We start from the raw sequence: 20,948 nt of genomic DNA on the forward strand, positions 1-20,948 counted from the left end.
GTCAGAGCATTTCCGTGACCCGGAAATGCTTGAGGTGACAGGGTCTCAACCAATTGCGACGCCAATCTGTAGGAAATGTGGCGTTTTCCCGACATGGACAATTTGTAATCTATTGAAAAGGCTAAAGTTTATGCGCGGAAGATGAAGGATGCCCCGATTGCAATCAGGGCAAAGCCGATCGCATGGTTCCAAGTCAGGTTCTCGCCGAGCCAGAAGATCGAGAAGCCGGCAAAGACGATTAGCGTGATCACCTCCTGCATCGTCTTCAGCTGCGCCGTCGTATAGACCGCCGAACCGATACGGTTGGCCGGCACTGCCAGGCAATATTCGAAAAAGGCGATGCCCCAGCTGACGATGATGGCGAGGAAGATGGCGCTCCCCTTGTGCTTGAGATGCCCATACCAGGCAAAGGTCATGAAAATGTTGGAGGCAAACAGCATGACGACGGGCCAGACGGCGGCGGGAGAAAATGGCATAGGAAAACTCGGGAGCTATGAAGGGGAAAACCGATCCGGCAGGGAGATACCGGCAGCCCTTAACTAGCATGCCGCCATTGGACGGCAAGCCCCCGGGAACGGTTGCGATCTTACGCCACCGAGACGCGATGAGGATGACATGGAGGTCCTGCGGCGGTTCGCCTTCCCAGCACAGAAATTGCACCGAAACCGGACTTTAGCGTGAGCACGGTGCTTCTCTCAAAAAGACCGTGCATTTTTCCACTTCATGTTGAAACGAATCAACGTGCGGGACTAGGTTGCGCGGATACATGGGGCGAGACATGGACACGACACCGCCGATGCCGCAATCCATCGCTTTGCCTTCCCGCTACTTTTGGCGACGCCTCGCAGCCTTTGCCGTCGACATTGTCATCTTTCAAGCTGCCATCCTCATAGCAGTTCATTACATTTCTACGGCCTTCCCTGCGGGCTACCACTTCCCCGGATGGGCCCCCATGGAATGCACAGAGGGAGTGCCTGATCAGCTTGCAAAGCGAATTGACGCCGGCTGGCCGTTGAAGACGAACGAATTTCGCACCAACAAGATCTGCGAAGTGCGTCAATTTGGTTTTGGAAAGCAGAGATATCTGCAGATAATTGTTCTGATCGAACCATGGGACTACGTGACGTCAGCTCAAGAGCTGACCGTCCCTCTGGACGCCGACGACAATCCGGTGATCAAGACCATACCTGCGTATCCCGGCTTGATATCAAGCACAGCCAACACCATGCTGATCGTGCTGGCTTTCGCCAGCTTTTCCGCGAATGGCCGCCGCACATTCGGAAAGGCGGTTTTCTTCCTGAGAGTCCAATCCGTCGATGGAGAAAATCCCGACTTCGGCACCGCGTTTAAACGGGAAATCCTCAAATTCAGCCCGTGTCTGTTTTTTAGCGCCGGGGTTTTCGCAATGTCGCTGCTTCCGGTCTACCCGGCGCAGGATTTCGACATATTGCTTGCCGCGTTCAGCAAAGGATTTGCACCTTCGTACGATGGCACGCCCGGGTTCTACGTCGTCTGGACAATGGCGGCCGTGACCGGGTGGCTCTTGCCGCTCATCCGGCGAGGAAAGACATTTTACGATCGCATCTGCGCCTGCAAGGTGGTGAGCGCCTGAAAGGGATCGGGGGGCAGGGCACAAGGAAAGGCCGGCGACAATGCCGCCGGCCTTCATAGCCGCAGGCAGCGCTAGATTCGCATCGCGCCATGCGGTTCCTCGGCCTCCTCCGTGCCGAAGCGGACATCCTTCCTCTCGTAGCCGAAGCCGGCAAGGGCCGCGACGACGAGCGCCACGACCGCCGCGACGATCAGGAGCGCATAGGCATAGTCGCCGTCCCAGCGAGCGGCCAACCCCGCCTGCAGCGTCGCATTGCCTGACGCCAGCAGGTTGCCGAGCTGATAGGCAAAGCCGGGGAATGTGCCGCGCACCTCGTCGGGGGATAGCTCGTTCAGATGCACCGGCACGATGCCCCAGGCGCCCTGGACGAAGAACTGCATCAGGAAGGCGCCGATAGCGAGCAGCACCGGTCCCGGCGCATAGGCCCAGAGCGGCGCCACGGGTACCGCGATCAGCGCCGCGATGACGATCGCCTTTTTGCGACCGATCCGCTGCGACAGTGCCCCGAAGAACAGCCCGCCGCAGATCGCCCCGATATTGTAGACGATGGCGATCACGCCGACCGTGTAGCTCGAATAGTTGCGCTGCGTCTCCAGAAAGGTCGGGTAGATATCCTGCGTGCCATGGCTGAAGAAGTTGAACGCCGTCATCAAAAGCACCGCCCAGATGAACAGCGGAATGTTTTCGCGCAAGACCGTCAGGAACGGCCGGCGCCTCTCGGCCTGCCGCTTCAGGAAGGCCGGGCTTTCCTCGACGTTGCGGCGGATATAGAGCACCAGCAGCGCCGGCACTGCGCCGACAAAGAACATGCCGCGCCAGCCGATGACAGGAAAAAGCAGAAAGAACACGATCGAGGCGATCAGATAGCCGGAGGGATAGCCCGCCTGCAGGATGCCGGAAACGATGCCGCGGCTCTGCTCCGGCACCGTCTCCATGACCAGCGAGGCGCCGACGCCCCATTCGCCACCCATGGCGATGCCGTAGAGCGCCCTGAGCACAAGGAACGTGGTGAGCCCGGTGGAGAAGCCGGTCAGAAATTCGAACAGCGAATAGAGCAGCACGTCGGCCATCAACGTGATGCGCCGCCCGTAACGGTCGGCCGCCAGCCCGAAGACCAGTGCGCCGAGCGCCCGCATGGCAAGCGTCAGGAAGATCGCCACCGAGACGGCGGGAACGTCGGTGTGGAACTCTTCGGCGATATATTTGAGAACGAAGACGAGAATGAAGAAATCGAAGGCGTCGAGCGTCCAGCCGAGATAGCTGGCGATCACGGTGTTGCGCTGCTGCGGCGTCAGCCGGCGCAGGCTTTCCAAAGCGGACATCTGATATTCCTCCGTCCGAAAGCGGCGGCGAGGCGGGCAATTCCGGATGCCGTCGGAAGGGGTGCCCGAAACGGGCGGGTGATGCTGTTGCCGCTGCGTTTGCAGTCGGAGACAGCGGGCAATAACGTCAGCAATCCTGCCGCTGTTCCATCACGATCGGCGTGATCGGGTGGCGTCCCACGCGGCTCCTTGTCGCAGGCATACGACTGTCCAGAGCCCCGCTCCCCGGCCCGGCATCCTCTTGGATGTTGCCGCCATACCCACCACAGGCAGCCACAGCGAAAACGCTATGCCTAGCTCTTTCCCGGCACCCTGCCCCGGCAGGCCCACGCCACCGATGCGAACGACCGCGGTCCATCCGGCTCGCCGGCCTCGTAAGCGGTCCTGACGGCGACATCGACCGCTTTTCGCTTCGCCGGGTCCAGCCCTGCAACATATTTGCCGAGTGGTCCCTCCCCGGCGGCGATCGGGTCCCAGTAATCCTCGAAGGTGAGGTATTCCATCCGGATCAGCAGCGAGGTTTCCTCGACCTCGGCAAGGCCCTGCGCGATGAAGCTTTCCCTCATTTCCCCCGGCCGCATCATCGGCTGGAAACAATATTTGCGGCGCAGGGGCAGCGCGCCCTCATCAAGCATCGCCACCGTATCCCACATCATCCGCATGCCGGACATGCCGCCATAATGGTCCCAGACGGCGGCCGCGACCACGCCGCCCGGGCGCACAACACGAGCCATCTCGGATACCGCCTTTCCTGCCTCCGGCACGAAATGCAGCACGAGCAGCGACATCGCCCTGTCGAAGCGGTTATCCTCGAAGGGAAGCGCGCAGGCATCGGCCTGCCGGATCGAGACGCGCGGGTCGGTGTTGCGCCGCGTTGCGGCCTCGACGAAGACCGGTGAATAGTCGATGGCGACGATCTCCTGCAGGCCCGGCGTTTCCGCGAGGGTGAAGGTCAGGCTGCCAGTCCCGCAGCCGACATCGAGCACACGATCCCCATCCGCCAAACCGGCGAAATCGATGAGCATCGGCGCCAGCCTCTTGCTCCAGCGCCCCATCAGCCGTTCATAACCATCCGCATTTTCGACGTTGAAACTCGACGGCATTGAAGTCTCCGTTCAAGGACGATGGTCCGCCGTCGGACAATAGGGCCTCGCCGCAACCGCCGCAAGTTGAACCGCCGTTCTCAGCCCACCCTAGCATCCGACCAGTAGCGCTTCAGCGACATCGTCGCCCGCCCGACCGCACAGGCGTGAGCGTGCGGTCAGCAGCGGGTGGCCATCGGCAACCCGCTTATTGAACTACCTCCTCGGAGACGTCAGAGCCGAGCTTCCAGCATCATGTTGAACGGCGTCTCGGTCGCGCGCCGCACCTTCGAGAAGCCGCCCGCCTTGAGCACCTCGGTCAGCTTTGCCTGGCCGGCCTGCGCGCCGAGGGCGGCGCCCACTTCCTGGCCGAGCGAGGCCGGTACGCAGGTGTTGGCCGAGGCGGCATAGAAGACGCGGCCGACGGGGTTGAGGTTGTCGGCCAGGCTGTCGCCCGCCATCGGCTCGACCAGCATCAGCGTGCCCTCCGGCTTCAGAGCCTGGGCGATATGTCTGACGGCACCGACCGGGTCGCCCATGTCGTGCAGCGCGTCGAAGATGGTGACGAGGTCGAAGCCCGCCCCTTCGAAATCCTGTGCGCGGGCGGTTTCGAACCGGACATTGCTCATGCCCCCGGCGTGCTTGCTCGCATGCTCGATCGAATGGGCGTGAAAATCGATGCCGGTGAATTGCGACTTCGGAAACGCCGTCGCCATCATCAGCGTCGACGAACCGAAGCCGCAGCCGACGTCAGCAACCCGCGCGCCGCGCTCCAGCTTCTCGACGACGCCGTCGAGTGATGGCAGCCAGTTGTCGACGAGATTGGCCTTGTAGCCCGGCCGGAAGAACCGGTCGGTGCCGCAGAACATGCAGGTGCAGCGGTCCGTCCACGACACGCCGCCGCCGTGGCGGAAGGCATGGGTGAGCTTGGCGCGATCGGCATAGACGGCGTCGAGCGCCTGGAAGCCGCCGGTCATGTTGACGGGACTATCGTCCACGGCAAAGACCGCCGCCTGTTCCGGCGAAAGCGTGAACTTTCCCGTCGCCGCGTCATAGTCGACAAATCCCGATGCGGCCTGCGCCGATAGCCATTCCCTGACGTAACGCTCCTTGGTGTCGGTGGCTTCGGCAAGCTCGGCGGAGGAGACAGGTCCCCGGTCCGCCATCTTGCGATAGAGATCCAGCTCCTCGCCGATGATTACCAAGGCGGCATTCTGCGCCGCCCCGAGCTCGTTGACCATGACGCCGAGCAGCGTCTGCAATTTCTCGATATTCAGTTCCATTGATGCGATACCCTCTCCATCAGGCAGCGACATGCCGCCCCTTTCGAAGCGCCTTTTACGTGTTGCTAATGGTCCGCAGCAGAGGCAGGATGGCCGCTATGAAGCCGATAGAGCCACATTCCGCCAAGCGTCCCTTGCGGGTCAGCATCGTCGCGTTTCCGGAATGCGACCCCTCGATCATGTACGGCATCTTCGACACGCTTTGGATCGCCGGCGCCAACTGGAAGAGCAGCTCGAACGAGCCGACGAGCGAGGTGATGTTCGCGCCGCGCCTGGTCGCTGCCGAACCCGGCCCGCTGAGGCTGATAACAGGCGTGACGATCATGCCGCAGGAAACGATCGATGACATCGAAGAGACCGACTATGTCCTCGTCCCGAACGTGCTTGTCGACACGCCAGAAACCATCAGGGCGCTCGACCGGCGGCTGCTGACCTGGATTGTCGAGATGCATCGGCGCGGCGCGCGCCTGCTGGCTGCCTGTGGCGGATCAATCGTGCTGGCCGAGGCAGGGCTGCTGGAGGGGCAGCCGGCAACGACGCACTGGATGTATGCGCCGCTGTTTCGCAGCCAATTTCCGAATGTGGAGCTTAAGGAAGAGCGCATCCTGGTCCAGGCCGGCGCTGGTCATTCTATCGTCTGTGCCGGCGGCGCATCCTCCTGGCAGGACCTGACGCTCTTCCTCATTGCCCGGCATGCCGGAACGGCGGAAGCCATCCGCATATCGAAGATCTTCCTCTATCAATGGCATCGCGATGGCCAGCTGCCCTACGCCTCGATGATCGCCAATGCCGATCACTGCGACGCCGTGGTGAAGAAATGCCAGGAATATGCCCCCCTGCACTATCAGTCGGCCGACATCGTCTCCGAGTTGCTCAGGCTCTCCGGCCTGCCGAAGCGGTCCTTCGACCGCCGCTTCAGGAAAGCGACGGGTTATTCGCCGCTCGAATATGTCCAGTGGCTCCGCGTCGAGGAAGCCAAGCAAATGCTCGAGATGGAGGATGGGCCGATCGAGGAGATCGCGCTCGAAGTCGGCTATTCCGACCTCGCCTCGTTCCGCCGCCTGTTTCGCAAGCTGGCAGGCCTGACGCCCGGCGAATACCGCCGCCGCTTCCGGCTGCCCGCCAATGTCGAGGCGGCACTGCAGGCAGTGGCGCCGGCAGCGCGGGCCTGAGCACGACGAGATCGGGAAAGCGGACCTGACCGGCCCGCCTCCATCAAGATGTCACCACTCGATGACGTCGCGACTTAACCGGCCGTCTTGTCGAGTACACTCCAGTTGAAGCCCTTCGCCCAGTCTGCATAACGATGCCAGCCAACCTCAGGAAAATCCCGGCGCAGGGCTGAAAGGTCAGCGTCGTAGCCGGTGCGGTCGAACCATTCGAACATCAGCGCCGTATCCTCGCTCTGCTGCCGTATCGCCGCAATCGGCAGTTCCTGGTAGCGGATCGGGCGGCCGAGCACCTCGGACAGGATCTTCGCCTGCTGTTCGCCCGACAATTCGTCGCCGGCGATATCGAAGCGCTTGCCGAACACCTGCTCGCGCCGCTCGGCCAACACCGCCACGAAAGCCCCGATATCATCGATGGTGATCTGCTGCAGCACGCGGGTGGGCGGCAGTGCCGCGGCATAGACGCCCTGGCGCAGGCCGTCGATCGCCCAGGGCGCCACGGTGTTTTCCATGAAGGCCACGGGCGCGCTGATCGTGTAGGGAATGCCGAGGCCGGCTAGATGCTGCTCGACGAGATACTTGCTGTCGAAATGCGGAATGCCGGTCTTCTTGTCGGCATCACCGACGGAGGAATAGATCAGGTGGCCGATGCCGGCGGCCTTTGCCGCATCGGCAGCAAGGATGCCCTGGCGCGTTTCCGCTTCCACTCCGGCCTCGTAGCTGTTGCCCATCAGGAACATCGTGTCGACGCCGCTTGCGGCCTTCGCGACCGATACGCCGTCATCAAGATTGCCTGCGACGACTTCGACCCCCTGCCGCGGCCAGCCGCTTCGCGCCGTCGCTGTCAGGCTTGCGCGAGATCGCCCTGACGCGATGTCCCCGCGCGATCAGGGCGCGCACGACCGCGCCGCCCTGCTGGCCGGTAGCGCCGGTGACCAGAACGCTTCTTATATTGCTCATCTGTCTGCTCCTTGTTGTGACCGATGAAGCAAAGTTAGGGCCTGTCGCATTGAACCATAATGGCATATAATTGGAAAACATCGTGCCATCCCAGGATACAATGCTCGATCTCAACGATATCATGATCTTCGCCCGAGTCGTCGAAGCGGGCAGCTTCACCGCCGCCGCGCGCTTGCTCGGCATGCCGAAGACGACGGTCAGCCGCCGCATCGCCGAGCTGGAACGCGAACTCGGCGTGCGGCTGTTGCAGCGCACGACCCGCAGCCTCAACCCGACGGCTTCAGGGCGTCTCTATTACGAAGAAAGCAGCCAGGCGCTGCGCACCATCGAAGGCGCCAACCAGCGGCTTGCGGAAGCGCGTTTGGAGCCTGCCGGCACGATCCGTATATCGGCGCCGGTCGGCTTCGGCGGCCACTTCCTCCAGGATGCGATCTTCGAATTTCTTTCGACCTACCCGAAGACGAGGGTCGAACTGCGCCTGACCGACGACAGGCTAAACCTCGTCGAAAGCGGTATAGACCTCGCCTTCCGCACCGGCGTCCTCGAAGATTCTACCTTGGTCGCCCGCAAACTCGGCTCGATGCACCGCCTTCTCTGCGCAAGCCCAGATTATCTCGCCCGCTGCGGCCCGCCCGCTACGCCTGAAGATCTCGTCCGCCACGACTGCGTCATCGCCGGCCAGGCCGCCCATGCGCAATGGTTGCTGGAAGGTCCGCACGGTCAGGAAACGGTCGCGGTTTCGGGCCGCTTCGCCGCCAACGAGATGCAGGCGGTGATGGCGGCCGCGATCGCCGGCCATGGCATCGCCCAATTGCCGCACCGATTCGCCGAAGCCTGCATCAAGGACGGGCGGCTGCGCCGCGTTCTCGACGGTTACACCACCCCTGCCGGCGGCCTGCACGTCGTCTATCCCAGCAGCCGGCACCTGCCGCCTTTGGTCAAGGCATTCATCGAGCTGGCCGTCAGACGGCTGAACGCCACGGGAACCGCCGGCGGCGATGATTTCGCGATCGTCTCGCGCTTGGGCGCTGAGGAACCGGAAGTCCTCACTGCCAAAGGAAGTCCGGCCCCGTGCTCTGGGAGGTAAGCTTAAGCGTTCCGTCCGGCTGGACCACATAAGTCTCGAACACACGGTAACCGAAATCGCCGAGAAAGGTATTCTTGACCACCGTTCCCGGACGGTAGGGTGACCGGATGACCTTTCCGCCATAGGTGAGGCTGCCGGGAAGAGGCTGCGGATCCGCTGCGCTGGCGCAGGCCGAGAGAGCGAAGAGAACGGCAAGGAGCGCGTGTTTCATCCGGACTGTCTCCTCGGGCAGACGCCAGCGGCCTGACGACGTCGATTTCCTTCTTATCACAACGCCGCCGGTCGCTGTTCACAACGTAGCGTCACGGCCGTTCACAACGCAACCTTGCTGCTGTCGAAGTTTCGACGTCGCTCCTCCGCCCGCGAGAGCGCACTGGCAATCCTCTCATCGGTGAAGGGCTTGGAGATGACATCAAGCGCGCCTTCGATACCATGCCCGACATTCTCGGGACTGCCGGTCACGAAGATGACGTCAACCCTATGGCGGTCGATCAGCCGGCGCGCGAGCTGGGCGCCACTCAGCCCATCGGAGAGACTGAGATCGACGAGCGCGACATCGCTTCTTTGAGCGTGGGCGAGAGCCTGCTCCACTGTCGAAACCGGCCCAATAGTCTGGTGTCCAGCCTCTTGCGCAATGCGTTCGAGCTCCAGAGCAATAAAATTCTCATCTTCAACAATCATGACCTTCATGAATAAGCCTCCTCTTAGCGTGCTGTCAGGCGCACTACTGGTAGCGGCTACAACGCAACCGTCGCCGGAAGGTTTCCACTTTGAGAAGAATATGTTGGCGATCGACGGGCAGCGCCGCGTTACCGGTTCTGCTATTCGTCCTTGCGAAGGAACCAGTCGATGGCGCGGTCGCTCCGGCATCGGGAAAGCGCCAATTGCCGCACGGAATGAATCCGAGTGATCACCCCTTCATCATCCGTATCGACGTTCATGCAGGCGCAGGCATAACCGTGAGCGGCATTCGTGTAGACATACTCGCCGCTCGTCAGGTCGGGAATCTCATCCATTCCCTCAGCCGTGGGACCGCCTGTATTGTCCATGATGCTCCAGCCGCCGTCGGCATCGTTCAGCGACCAGGTCCGCGTGGCGGGATTGTCCAGCCAGCCGCAGCGCTGCTCGGCGTGCGCCGTAGCGGCGCAAGTAACGTCATCAGAACAAACGCAGTCAATCTATTCATCAACCACCTCCACGGACCACTATGCATACCGTTCGACGGACAAGGCAATCGCCTCAAAGCGAAAGACCGTCTCACCGCAGCCGTCCGTCGATATCGCCCGCATGGAATGGTTGAGGTTAAGGGCCGTCGTGACCGGCAGCATTACTCCGCCCGTGAAAACAGCTCCCGGTCGCGGGCGCGGATGGGGTCGGTCCAGTCGCGCTCGAACCAGGGCGTGCCGCCGGGCTCGGGCGGGCGTTTCAGCTCCAGCGGGCGGGCGGCGCCGTCGTTTGCTTCGGAGGCGACGCGGAAGATGTAGTGGTCGTACATCCGGAGCGCCTCGATCATGTAGCTGGTCGCAACCGTCCGGTCGCGCACGAGAACGAGGTTCTCGCCATTGTTGTCGTCGGCGGGTTCGGAGAAATTGTAGGAGCCGAGATAGACGCGCGCCGTCGGCTTGTCGAAGTCGAGCACGACGAACTTGTGGTGCATGCGCGTGCCGCGCTGGTTGCCGTCGACACCGGCAAGGCCCGAGGGTTCGGTCAGGAAGGGCGGCGGCACGTTGCCCGTCAGTGCCGAGGCGCGCACCACCTTGCGGCGATTATCGGGCGTCAGCACGGTGAGGCCGAGATTGCCCGCCCGCACCTCGGCATCGGCGATGCCCATGACATGCATGTTGGGACGCTCCAGGGCGCGTCCCAAGGCCGGGCCGATCGCCCCCCTGGTCATCTGGCCGAGGAAGGCGAGCGAGAAGAACACGCTGGACTCTGCGGTATCGATATCGGCGCCGATTTCATCAAGCCGGCCATTGGCGGCGCTGTGCGGGGAAAAAGCGACCTTGGCGTCGACGCCGGCAAGGCCGAGATCGATCCAGCCGGCGGAACTTGGCGAGTCGCGGAAATCCTCGGCGCGATTGGCGGTGAAATAGCTCTCGAAGGCGGTGAAATAATCGTCGATCGCCTTTTCGCTATGGACGGCGAGGCTGTTGTTCGACTGCACATAAAGGCCGCGCCAGCTGAGATTGGTCGAGCCATAGAGCACCGTCGAGATGCCGCCACCGCTGACGGCGATCGACTTCTGGTGCTGCAGGTTCGCCATATGCTGGCGCTTGACGTTGGCAGCCCCCGCCGAGGCGATCAGCCGCTCCGCCGCCCTCGTCTCCGGCGAATTCGGGCGGCCGTGGCCCTCGGTGCGGTTGCTGTCGTCGATGATGATCTTGAGCTTCGGCCCCAGCGCCTCCAGCCGGGTGACCACCTCGGGCAGGTTCAGGTCATAGGCGATGACGCGCACCTCGGCGCCAGCATCGTGCGCCCTGGTGAGCAGATCGAACGTTTCGGCCCGCGCCTCGAAGCCCATCCAGGCAAGCGCCTGCTCTGCATCGGCATGGGTCGGCACGAAGTCCAGCCCCTGGTCGCCATCCGGCGGCACCAGCGTGACGATCGTCGGCTCGCCGGCGGCAAAATTGCGAACGAAAGCCTGCGACGAGACGAAGCCACGGGTGAAGGCGACGTTGAGCTTGCCGGGAATGGTTTCGCGCATCAGCGCCAGCTCCGCCTCCTGCGCCTCGCCTGATGTCAGCGCGCCCGCCGCATCCATGAACTTTGGCGTGATGCGATAGGTAAACTTGCCCGGCAGATCGGCATTGAAGGGAAAATGCACCCAGCGAAACTTCTGAATCGGCGCCTCTGTTGTGCGGATGCCGTCGTCGGGAACAGGCTGGCCGGGAAAGCCGATACGGTTGCGCACTGTCTTGAAGAAATCCGTGCCCGGCTCGCGATACTGGATGGCGAAGCCGACGAAATCGACCGGCGGCCGACCGTCCTTCCAGTCCATGCCGAGCAGCACCATGCCATCGCCGCGATGGATGGTCAGCGCAAAGAGCGCAGCCGCATTCCCGCCGGTCACACGAAAATCCGTATCCATGCCCACCTCCCCTCAAAATCGGAGGAAATCTAGCATGGTTCCATGACAGTAAGGAGATATGTCGGTGAAATTTTGCCCGCAGAAGGTGCAGGGCGTGACGGCATGGCGCAAGCACGTTCTGGGATAGCGCCCCGTCGCACAATCTTCGGCCAAGGTGAGCACGCTGAGCCCTACCACTCCGAAAAACCGCCGAAATAAATCTCAGGCGGACCGCCGTACCCTCCTGCCCCGGCAGGACGGAGGATACAGCCGGACCAACCCTACGGTTTCTCGTTTGCGCTCTCGACCCTGAACGCCGCCTCGCCGGCGTCGGAGACCTCGATCCATTTCTTGTCTGGCTCGGCGTCCGGCACATAGCTGTCGTGCCAGTTCCACCACTTATAGGTCGGCGTCTGCGGATAGCCCTCGGGCGAATCCTCCCAAACTTCCTGGCGGCCGAGCGGCGTGATGTCGAGATAGTTCCAGGTGCCGCCCATCTGCTCGTCACCGCGGTTGTTGATGAAATAAGTGCGGAAGATGCGCTCGCCGTCGCGGTAAAACACATTCGTGCCGTGCCACTCGTCGACGCCAAAATCCTTGTCGAAGCTGTCGGTGATCGTGACCCACGGCATGGTCCAGCCCATCCGCGCCTTCAGCCGTGCAATGTCGGCCTGCGGTGCGCGCGAGGCGAAGACCAGTGTCGTGTCGCGCGCGTTGAGATGGGCGACATGGGCAACCTGATCGGCCACCATCGAGCAGCCGCGGCAGGCATGCTCGGGCCAACCGAACACACCGGGCTCGTAGAAGGCGCGGTAGAGGATGAGCTGGTGTCTGCCTTCGAACAGGTCGAGCAGGCTGACCTTGCCTTGAAGCCCTTCGAACGCATAGGCCTTCTCGACAGCCATCCACGGCATGCGCCGGCGCTCGGCGGCCAGCGCGTCGCGGGCGCGGGTCTCAGCCTTTTCCTTGACGAGCAACTGCTCGCGGGCCGCCTCCCAGGCCTGCGGCGACACGACCGGCGGTTTGTGCATCGCTTGTCCGCTTTTTCCATTCTCGGCTGAAGCAGTCATGGCTTTCGATCTCCTCATTGGGGCGAATTCCCGCGCCTCCGTGGTGAAGCGCGCTTCCCTTCGCTGCTCGTTACTCGTTTATGGAGATAGTTTGGCAGCGGATATCGACCACTGGGAGTAACAAGTGTGACGCTATTCCGTTCCGCGAAGGTTCGCTGAAGGCCGGGGTGCTCCTGCAGGGCATGCCAAGGTCCGAGAGGCAACTGTTGCACTTGCCTGGAAAGGCCGTAGGAATATCGGATCGGCTGCTGCCTAGGAGGGCGGTTTATGGAAGTCCATGCCATTGGTTCCCGGTCCGACTTCGAAGATGCGCTTGCGCTGATCGATGCTATGGGCAAATGGGATGCTGAACAGTCCAGCCAGTTCGGAGTGCCCGAAGTCGAGCTGCTGGAATATGTCTACGGACACACGGTTGAAACCCTGATGGAAAAGTTTCGCGAACCCGGCGCGGGCTTCTTCCTTGCGCGTGCGGACGGAAATGTCGCCGGCTGCGCTGGCTATTCGAAGTCGAATGATAGCATCGCCGAGTTGCAGAAAATGTATGTTCGCACCGAAGCACGCGGCAAAGGCGCAGCCAGGGGTCTGATGACCGCCTGCCTGAATGGAATGCGCGATGACGGGTACGATCGCGTGCGGCTGGAAACCGTGAGCTTTATGTGTGAGGCCATCGCCCTCTACGAGAGCTTTGGCTTCAAACCCTGCGATCAATTTCGGGAGATTCCCGCGAGCTTACAGCCGATCACGATTTTCATGGAGAGGAAGCTCTAGGAACCGATGCCTGAGTACGGCGAGTGTTCCGGAGCCCAACAGGAGAGTTGCCAAAGCCGGCGACTGGCGGAAGCTTCCCTCCGGCCATGGCGGGCGGATCGCAGGACATCACGACAGACGCCTCGTCCAGGAAGCCCGCCGGGCACGGAAGTGGCACGATCTGCCGCCGTGGCTGTGACCAGATGCATATGCCGGTCCAGATCGGCGGCCCGCTCGCCCTGCCTTCCGCGCCTTCGGTATCCACCGCAGCGCAAGTGGGGTTGAGGGGAGCGCATCCATTAGCGTAATCTTGTTTACGAATTGCACACGTGCTAAAACGCGGCAAAACGGCGCATACGAACCCTGATCAAACCGAGATCGTGCCCGTGAATATTTTTATCGCGACTGTTGCTACGCTTGTCATTGGCGTCCTGCCGGCATGGGCAGGTCCTTTGCATCAGGCGGCCAAGGACGGCGATATCGCCCGCGTCACACAGTTGCTGGACCAGGGCTCCGATCTGTCGGAGCTCGATGAGGCGGGCGAGCCGGCGCTGATTATCGCGTCATTGGCGGGCCATGCCGATGTCGTCGTTCTTTTGCTGGATCGCGGCGCCGACATCGAAATTCGCAACAAGGGTGGGCTGACGGCGCTGCATGCAGCAGCCTATGCAGGAAAACTGGAGGTGGTGAAACGGCTTGTCGCCGAGGGAGCTGATGTCAACGACAGGAAGAATTTCTATCAAATGTCGCCGCTGCACGGCGCCGCCGAAGAGGGCCGCACCGATGTGGTCGCTTTTCTGCTGACGAAGAGCGCGGATGTCGAAGCGACGGAAAGAAACGGGTACACGCCTCTCACTCAAGCCGGGTGGCGGGCGCATTGGGATACGGCCAAATTACTGATGGAAGCCGGTGCTGTTTGCCAGAAAGCCGAGCTTGTGGGTGAACCGCTCTACAAGGAATGCACCAAACGGCAATAGCGTTTCGCTTGAGGTAATAGACCGCGTCCGGGAACGGAGCTTGGTATGTCTTATCACGTGCAAAAATGCGGAAAGCGGACGGGAGCGGCGCTTGGGGCTGCGGTCATGCTGCTTTCTTTCCTTCAGCCCGCGGCAGCGGAAGATCTCGTCAATACCGGCTATTTCGGCGATATCGCGATCAAGGGTTATGACCCGGTTGCCTATTTCACCGAAAACCAGGCCGTTAAAGGGTCCGAGACATATTCCTACCACTGGCTTGGCGCGACCTGGCATTTCGCCAGCGCGGAAAATCGCGATCTCTTCAAGGGCGATCCATCCAGGTATGCGCCGCAATATGGCGGCTATTGCGCCGACGGCGTGTCTTTCGGGACGGTGACCACCAATATCGATCCGAAGGCCTGGCGGATCATCGATGGCAAACTGTATCTGAGCTATGACCCGGGGGCAGCGGAAGGCATGGAGAAGAATCCGACCAAGGTGACCGACTCGAAGAAGCATTGGTCCGAAGTTCAGCAGACGCTGATTTCGGAGAAGATGCACACCGTCTGGCAGCAACCGGATACGAAATGAAGCCGCAACGCCCGGCCCGTCAAGGTGTGGGTGAAAAGAACGTCAAGGCGCGCGGCGTGACATGTACGTATGGCCTGTCGCGCTGTTCGCCGGAGGTGTTGCGGTAAACATATCCGCACACCATCCGGTCGAGGAAATAACCGTCGAATTTTTCGCAGAGACTGTCGCCCCGCACCTCGATCGTGCCGGTGATGTTGGTATTCGCGCTGCGATAGGCCGTGTTTCCAGCCTTGTCGAAATACTGGGTGAAATCCGTGCCGTTCTTGTGCTTGCCGGTCCAGCTCTTGCCATCGACAAGATTGCGCAGGTCTGCCTCGCCGAGCCTATCGGCTTGACTGCCTGTAAAGCCGAAGGGCCATTCGGGAATGCCGGCCTTTCGCAATCCGGCCAGATGGCGCTGCAGATCGCCGTCCCGCCAGTAATCATAGAGATAGCCGTAATAGGTGAGATTGCTTTCGGGGAACAGCTCCAGCAGCTTTGCCGTCTCCGCTGCAGCCTTGGTTTCATTGCCCTGGTCGGCATAGGCCGCAGCCAGATATTCGCGTGCCGGCTCGACCTTCGGCAGGCTGTCGAGCGTCGGCTCTATCAGTGAGATCGCGCGCTGATCGTCGCCCGCGGTATAAAAGACGATCCCCGCCAGCAGTTGAAAGCTCGACGCCGGCGAAGGGTCGAGCCGCAAAGCCTTTTCAATCTCCGTGATCGCCTGCCCGCTGCTTCCGGTGTGGACCAGGATGAGAGCGAGGTTGGCGGCGGACTCCGCATCGTTCGGCTCCATTGCAACCGCCATGTTGGCGGAGTTCCTGGCCTCCGTCTCGCGCCCATCCACCCATTGCAGCAGGGCAAGCACCGTGTGCGCCCTGGCATTGTTGGGATCCAGCTTGAGGGCTTGCCCGGCGGCGTCATAGGCAATCTTGCGGGCGACGGCGGCCGACCAGAGGTAATTATAGTCGTTGCGCCAGACATCGACGGCCACGCGGGCGATTCCCGCATGGGCATTGGCAAAGCCCGGATCGAGGTCGATCGCCTTCTGGTAGAAGGACAGGGTCCGGCGATAGGTATCGACATCCCGTAAAATGAAGCCCTCCTGCTCGGCCCTCAAGTAATAATCGTAGGCTTCGAGATTTTCGGTCGGGATTTGGGCCAGTTGATCGCGCTCGCGGGCGCTGAGCTTGACCGACAGGGCCGAGATGATCTTGCCGATCACATCATCCTGAACGGCGAAGAGGTCGGCATATTGGCGATCGTAGCGCTCGGCCCAGATCGAGAGGCCGGTGACCGCGTCGATCAGTTTGACATTGATCCGAAGCCGTGGCCCGGCCCGTTGCAAGGTCCCTTCGAGCACGTAGTGAACGCCGAGTTCGGCGGCCACATCCTGAATCTTGCCGACGGAGTCCCGGATGGCGAAGACCGAATGGCGGGCAATGACGAAGAGACCCGATACTTTGGACAGTTCGGTGATCAGATCGTCCGTCAACCCCTCTGCGAGATGGTCGTGCTCGGTGTCGCCGCTGACATTGATGAAGGGCAGAACCGCGACCGATGGCCTGTCCGGCAACGGATAGGCGAAACGTTCTCTGAGCGCCGGTGGTTTTGCCAGCGTCCACGGCTGCCACCAGAGTGCTGCGCCCGCAAGAGCAAGGACAACGGCCGCTACGATGCCCGCAAAGAGCCGACGTCTTGGCAGGCGCCTCCGGCTTGTGACGGTTTTGCCGGCAGCAGTCGGGTCAAGCAGGACGCGATAGACCCGGACCGGTTCGGCAATGCCTTTCAACCGCTGCTCGCCGAGCGAAGCGAAACCGACCGGGACTTTCGATTTCACCTGGTCGTATGTCGTTCCCGATATGACGATGCCGCCCGGTTCCGCCAGCGCCTGCACTCGATCGGCGATATTGACGCCGTCGCCCTGGATATCCTCGCCCTCGACGATGATATCGCCGAGATTGATGCCGATCCGGAACTCGAGCCGGTGTTGCGGCAGGGCTGCGGCATTGCGGGTGGCTTTCAGTTGCTGAACCTCCGCCGCGCAACGCAAGGCATCGACCACACTCTGGAATTCGACCAGCAAACCATCGCCCATGGTTTTGACCAGCCGGCCGTGATGTCGCTCGATCGCCAGCTCGAAGACTTCATCCTGATCCGCCTGGAATCGCGCACGCGTGCCCTCCTCGTCGATCTGGCTCAATCGACTGTAACCGACGACATCGGCGATCAGGATTGCTGCAAGACGGCGCTCCATCCCCGGTCTTTCCTGGAGAGCGAAAGTATTGTTAACAACATCCTACAGTAGGTCAGATCGCGATGCTATCGCCGGGTCGCGCGATATTCAACTTGTCGGCGATGGATTCCAGCGAACGAAGCAGACATCTCCCATTTGCCAGTTTCGGGCCTGAGCAGGCACGCAACTACTGCGCGCCAAGGCTTTTCAATTCGCCTTTCGCGCCGTCATATTCCAGGAAGGTCGCGGGGCAGGAGGACAAGGCAGTCTGGAACCGTGGGCGCGCCTCCGCGGTGTTTCCATTCAACAGGTACCATTCGCCACTGTAAAATGTGGCCTCACAACGCTGGTTGCTATCGGCTGCCTTCGCCATCAGCTCATCCGGTTTCAACGCGCCGAGAAAAAGACGGTAGACGGGATAGGGCCATGTCCCCTGATCCATTTTACCAGCCGCGATCTCGAGGTCGGCGATAGCTTTTGTATCCTTGCCCCGCTTTTGAGCGAAAAAGCGCCAGAGATGAAAATAGGGAGCATTCGCGGGATCCTCGGTTGCCTCGGTAGCAAAACCTGTGGCAGCCTGCTCGTACTTTCCTGCGAAAAAGTTGGTCATCGGGTTATTGGCGACGATCCGGATGGTGCTGCTGATAGGCCAAAGCGACACCGCCGCCACAATAACAAACAGAGTGCTGAAGGCTATCGCCGCCGCTCCGAAACGAGGCGTCGGGCGCTCTTTCGGCCAGAATGCCAGCAGCAGGAACGATAGCGCTGCCCCGGTCAATGCGCCGCCGAAATGTCCGGCATAATCGATGTTCTCACCGCTTCTTGCAGCCGAGAGGAACGGCAGCAGGGAGGGGATCAGAATTTGAGCTGCTCCAATCCGCAGGTTATCTGCAATCGGCCCTGACCGGAATCGGAAGCTTGCCGCGACGACGGCTGCGAAAAGCCCGACGATCCCGCCGGAGGCGCCGACCCCGACCGTGTATTGGTCATTGATCCACACCGATGCGATTGACCCGCCGAGCGCGCTGGCGAAAAAAATCGCTGCAAACCAGCGCCAGCCGATCAGCCGCTCGAACAACCGTCCGGCGAACCACAGGGCAACGCAATTGAACGCGAGATGGAGGATGCCTCCATGCATGAATGGTGCGGTAAACAGCCGCCACCATTCGCCGTGCTCGACGATGCTTTGACGAACCGTGCCGCCAAGGAGGTAGAGAGACCAGGTGGAGGGAGAGCCGGCGACCGGTGGCTCGACACTGAAGGCGAGTTCGGCAAGATAGACCGCGACCAGAATAGCCAGAAGAATATAGGTGAAGAGCGGATGGCCGGCGCTGTTGACAGCGGGTTCCGATGCTTCTTCCTCTTCGTCCTTGGGAATCGAGCTGTCTTCCGGCATGGCCTGACGTTCGGCCTCATGAGCTTTGGACAGCAATCCGACGAACTGGCCGAATATCGTGTCCGGATTGCCCCGCAATACCTGCAAAGGGATACCGACCTTTGCGCGTGAACCGGTGAGCCATTCCGGCAGCCGGCTCACCAGCCACTGCCTGGTCAAGGTTTTGGCGGCAATGGGATCGAGGTGAAGAACGATGACATCCGAATATTTGGCCCGGACTCTGTCAAAGCTTCGGATGGCAGACCACGCCACTATCTGGTCAGGAAAATTCGGCACCTGGATTCCAGCCGTTGAAATGATCAGTCCCGGCCGCTTCGAGAGGAGTTTGGGCAATGCCAGCGATGTGAGGATTCCAAATAATGCCAGCCATAACGACACGAAGAACCAGATGGCGTAAGGATCCTTATCCTTGGGCGGATAGAAACCTAACCAGACGATTCCCGCTGTGATGGCAACCATAACCAGGAATACCCGGAGCAATTTGCTTTTATTGTAAGCGTATTCCGCTCTGCGCAATTCTTGAGGATTCATCGAAAATTCTCGCTAAAAAGTATCGACTACACCTTCTAGACAAGGCGATGACACTGAACCGAATTTATCTACCGGGAATAGCACTTTGCAAGGCGGGTTTCGACATCTTGGCAAAAACGAAGGCATCATAATTCGATATGAAATACTTCAAGCTATTCGTCCCCTAGACCATCAGCAGTGTTGCCAAAAGCAATCGAGTGGCGGAAGCTGGTTTTTGGGTTATCAGGCGACGGATTGCTTGACATGACGACAGCCTCATCAATTGAGCCGGCAAGGCACGGCAGTGCCAGGATCTGCCGCGGCTGCTGGGACCAGATGCATATGCCGATCCCGATCGGCGGTCCGTTTGCCTTGCCCTTCCGCGCCCTCGGCATCACCCGCAGCAAGATGAACCCCGATATCTGCACGATCTGCGAACGCTCCTTCCAATATGTCAAGAAGCAGCGCCAGATCACCGTCGACGCCACCATTCTGTTTGCCGATATCAGGGGCTTCACGGATCTTTCGGAGCGCATCGAGGCGGTGCAGCTCAGCGAAATCGTCAGCCTGTTCCAGGATCGCTGCGCCCAGGCGATCTGGGCGCATGACGGCATCGTCAACAAGCAGATGGGCGACGGCCTGATGGCGATCTTCAATTTCCCGATCGTCAGCAAGGATCATGCCGCCGCCGCGATCTTGGCTGGGCAGCAAATACAGCGGAACTGTGCCGCCGCGCTGAGCAGCCTGGCGCTCGGGCTATTGCCCGGCCGCACCCTCGGCGTCGGCGTCGGCATCCATTCCGGCGAGGTCCAGATCGGCGAATTCTCCAGCTTCCGCAGCGATTTCACCGCCATCGGCGGCGTCGTCAACCAGGCCGCACGGCTGGAATCCCAGGCCGCCGCCGGGGAGATCCTGATCTCGGCCGAGACGGCCACCAAGGCTCCCGACCTCGCGGCGGGCGCAGAAACGCGTATGCTGGCGCTGAAGGGCATCGAGCAGCCGGTGCAGGCAAGCGTGCTGCTCAAGCGCTGAGCGACGGCGATTGCGGCCGTCTCAAAGCATCATCGCGCCGCCAACATGGCAGCCGCAATTTCTCAAGCTGTGATTGCGAAACACATCGGATCACAAGCAGGTTAATCCTCCGGAAACAAACATCGCTTATCTCTAAGCTATTCTAACAGCTGGGGTATCTCATGGGCAGCTTTTCTCTGTTTCACTGGTTGATCGTCTTGATCCTGATCGGCGTGCCATTGATCTTCGTCTTCAGAAAACCGCTGGCCGGGCCGAACCGCTTCGGCGGCCTGCCGCCGGCCATGGGTTTCGGCCAGGCGATCGGAAGCTTTTTCAAGAATTATGTGAACTTTAGCGGTAGAGCGAGCCGATCGGAATTCTGGTACTCGTTCCTCTTCGCCGTTCTCGTCTCCATCGCTTTGTACATCGTGGATCGAAGCGAGACCCTGAGGCTGATCTGGTCGCTGGCCACGTTTCTTCCGTGGATCGCCATGGCCGCCCGACGCCTTCACGACATCAACCGAAGCGGATGGTGGCAGCTTCTTGGACTATTAGTTCCTATTGGACCGGTTGTCCTCCTCGTATGGTACTGCAGGGCGTCGACAATGGATGATTCCAGGGAAGCCGTCTTTGCTTGAGCAAGGTATGAGGATGGTCCTCGCGGACTGCGGGATGCGCAGTCCGCTTAGAGACCGCCTCCTACACCCACTCCGGCAAAGAAACCCGTCGCTTGAAATACTGTTCGATGGCTGCAAGCAGCAACGTCATATCCCGTGCTTCGAGGCTCCGCCCTGCGGCTAAGCACCTCCGCATGAGGAAGGTTGGAGGGTGCCGCGCCTTCGGGACGCTGGAGCATGTCGCGGCGCCGCT

The 20,948-nt window shown here is 61.1% G+C and carries 18 protein-coding genes and 3 pseudogenes; 9 read left to right on the top strand and 12 right to left on the bottom strand.

The window, feature by feature from the left end; genetic code table 11:
* Positions 1-128 precede the first annotated feature (128 nt).
* Entirely contained in the window at positions 129-476 is a 348-nt protein-coding gene (locus G9X68_RS14015; RefSeq protein WP_171602860.1) for a DMT family protein, read from the bottom strand.
* Between the two features lie 302 nt (positions 477-778).
* On the opposite strand from G9X68_RS14015, the gene G9X68_RS14020 reads away from it, so the two are divergent.
* Positions 779-1,612 (top strand): RDD family protein, encoded by an 834-nt coding sequence (locus G9X68_RS14020; protein WP_171602861.1) that lies wholly within the window; start codon positions 779-781, stop codon positions 1,610-1,612.
* 71 nt (positions 1,613-1,683) lie between these two features.
* Here the strand turns inward: G9X68_RS14020 and G9X68_RS14025 are convergent, their stop codons facing one another.
* From G9X68_RS14025 to G9X68_RS14035, 3 genes are all read right to left on the bottom strand, one after another.
* Positions 1,684-2,934: an MFS transporter gene (locus tag G9X68_RS14025; protein ID WP_171602862.1), complete on the bottom strand. Its 1,251-nt coding sequence runs from the start codon at positions 2,932-2,934 to the stop codon at positions 1,684-1,686.
* A 293-nt stretch (positions 2,935-3,227) separates the two neighbouring features.
* Entirely contained in the window at positions 3,228-4,037 is an 810-nt protein-coding gene (locus tag G9X68_RS14030) for a class I SAM-dependent methyltransferase (protein WP_171602863.1), read from the bottom strand.
* Positions 4,038-4,249: 212 nt separating this feature from the next.
* Positions 4,250-5,299, bottom strand: a complete 1,050-nt coding sequence (locus tag G9X68_RS14035; RefSeq protein ID WP_171602864.1) for a class I SAM-dependent methyltransferase — start codon at positions 5,297-5,299, stop codon at positions 4,250-4,252.
* A 98-nt stretch (positions 5,300-5,397) separates the two neighbouring features.
* Between G9X68_RS14035 and G9X68_RS14040 the strand changes: the two genes are divergently transcribed.
* A complete protein-coding gene (locus tag G9X68_RS14040; protein WP_171602865.1) occupies positions 5,398-6,471 on the top strand; it encodes a GlxA family transcriptional regulator in 1,074 nt (357 codons plus the stop codon).
* Between the two features lie 74 nt (positions 6,472-6,545).
* Here the strand turns inward: G9X68_RS14040 and G9X68_RS14045 are convergent.
* A pseudogene (locus tag G9X68_RS14045) lies at positions 6,546-7,428 on the bottom strand (NmrA/HSCARG family protein).
* A 100-nt stretch (positions 7,429-7,528) separates the two neighbouring features.
* Here G9X68_RS14045 and G9X68_RS14050 point away from each other — a divergent pair.
* Positions 7,529-8,449: pseudogene (locus G9X68_RS14050) on the top strand (LysR family transcriptional regulator); the annotation flags it as partial.
* Between the two features lie 25 nt (positions 8,450-8,474).
* Here G9X68_RS14050 and G9X68_RS14055 read toward each other — a convergent pair.
* From G9X68_RS14055 to G9X68_RS14075, 5 genes are all read right to left on the bottom strand, one after another.
* The gene (locus G9X68_RS14055) at positions 8,475-8,726 is read right to left on the bottom strand and encodes a hypothetical protein (RefSeq protein ID WP_171602866.1); all 252 of its coding nucleotides are present in this window, start codon (positions 8,724-8,726) and stop codon (positions 8,475-8,477) included.
* A 101-nt stretch (positions 8,727-8,827) separates the two neighbouring features.
* A complete protein-coding gene (locus G9X68_RS14060; protein ID WP_171602867.1) occupies positions 8,828-9,205 on the bottom strand; it encodes a response regulator in 378 nt (125 codons plus the stop codon).
* A gap of 131 nt (positions 9,206-9,336) precedes the next feature.
* On the bottom strand, positions 9,337-9,693 hold the full coding sequence (locus G9X68_RS14065) for a DUF4087 domain-containing protein (protein ID WP_425328641.1): 357 nt from the start codon (positions 9,691-9,693) through the stop codon (positions 9,337-9,339).
* 149 nt (positions 9,694-9,842) lie between these two features.
* Positions 9,843-11,603 carry a phospholipase D-like domain-containing protein gene (locus G9X68_RS14070; protein ID WP_171602868.1) on the bottom strand — a complete coding sequence of 587 codons (1,761 nt, stop codon included), beginning with the start codon at positions 11,601-11,603 and terminating at the stop codon, positions 9,843-9,845.
* A gap of 260 nt (positions 11,604-11,863) precedes the next feature.
* Positions 11,864-12,652, bottom strand: a complete 789-nt coding sequence (locus G9X68_RS14075) for a DUF899 domain-containing protein (RefSeq protein WP_171602869.1) — start codon at positions 12,650-12,652, stop codon at positions 11,864-11,866.
* A gap of 267 nt (positions 12,653-12,919) precedes the next feature.
* Between G9X68_RS14075 and G9X68_RS14080 the strand changes: the two genes are divergently transcribed.
* The 4 genes and pseudogenes from G9X68_RS14080 to G9X68_RS14090 all read left to right on the top strand — a co-directional run bounded on the left by G9X68_RS14080 (position 12,920) and on the right by G9X68_RS14090 (position 14,946).
* Positions 12,920-13,420 (top strand): GNAT family N-acetyltransferase, encoded by a 501-nt coding sequence (locus G9X68_RS14080; RefSeq protein WP_168311663.1) that lies wholly within the window; start codon positions 12,920-12,922, stop codon positions 13,418-13,420.
* Positions 13,421-13,506: 86 nt separating this feature from the next.
* A pseudogene (locus G9X68_RS31885) lies at positions 13,507-13,670 on the top strand (adenylate/guanylate cyclase domain-containing protein); the annotation flags it as partial.
* 58 nt (positions 13,671-13,728) lie between these two features.
* Positions 13,729-14,376 carry an ankyrin repeat domain-containing protein gene (locus G9X68_RS14085; protein WP_171377416.1) on the top strand — a complete coding sequence of 216 codons (648 nt, stop codon included), beginning with the start codon at positions 13,729-13,731 and terminating at the stop codon, positions 14,374-14,376.
* Between the two features lie 45 nt (positions 14,377-14,421).
* Positions 14,422-14,946, top strand: coding sequence for a YHS domain-containing (seleno)protein (locus tag G9X68_RS14090; RefSeq protein WP_168311664.1), 525 nt, complete (start codon positions 14,422-14,424; stop codon positions 14,944-14,946).
* A gap of 19 nt (positions 14,947-14,965) precedes the next feature.
* Here the strand turns inward: G9X68_RS14090 and G9X68_RS14095 are convergent, their stop codons facing one another.
* Together G9X68_RS14095 and G9X68_RS14100 are read right to left on the bottom strand one after the other, a co-directional pair.
* Positions 14,966-17,182 carry an adenylate/guanylate cyclase domain-containing protein gene (locus tag G9X68_RS14095; protein ID WP_171602870.1) on the bottom strand — a complete coding sequence of 739 codons (2,217 nt, stop codon included), beginning with the start codon at positions 17,180-17,182 and terminating at the stop codon, positions 14,966-14,968.
* Between the two features lie 166 nt (positions 17,183-17,348).
* Complete coding sequence (locus G9X68_RS14100) at positions 17,349-19,088, bottom strand: rhomboid family intramembrane serine protease (protein ID WP_171602871.1); 1,740 nt, start codon at positions 19,086-19,088, stop codon at positions 17,349-17,351.
* A gap of 243 nt (positions 19,089-19,331) precedes the next feature.
* Between G9X68_RS14100 and G9X68_RS14105 the strand changes: the two genes are divergently transcribed.
* Both G9X68_RS14105 and G9X68_RS14110 read left to right on the top strand, forming a co-directional pair.
* Positions 19,332-20,099 (top strand): adenylate/guanylate cyclase domain-containing protein, encoded by a 768-nt coding sequence (locus tag G9X68_RS14105; protein ID WP_171602872.1) that lies wholly within the window; start codon positions 19,332-19,334, stop codon positions 20,097-20,099.
* A 161-nt stretch (positions 20,100-20,260) separates the two neighbouring features.
* Positions 20,261-20,716: a DUF805 domain-containing protein gene (locus tag G9X68_RS14110; RefSeq protein ID WP_171602873.1), complete on the top strand. Its 456-nt coding sequence runs from the start codon at positions 20,261-20,263 to the stop codon at positions 20,714-20,716.
* The last annotated feature ends 232 nt before the right edge of the window (positions 20,717-20,948 follow it).

Source organism: Rhizobium changzhiense (assembly GCF_013087625.1).
Lineage (GTDB): Bacteria > Pseudomonadota > Alphaproteobacteria > Rhizobiales > Rhizobiaceae > Rhizobium > Rhizobium sophorae.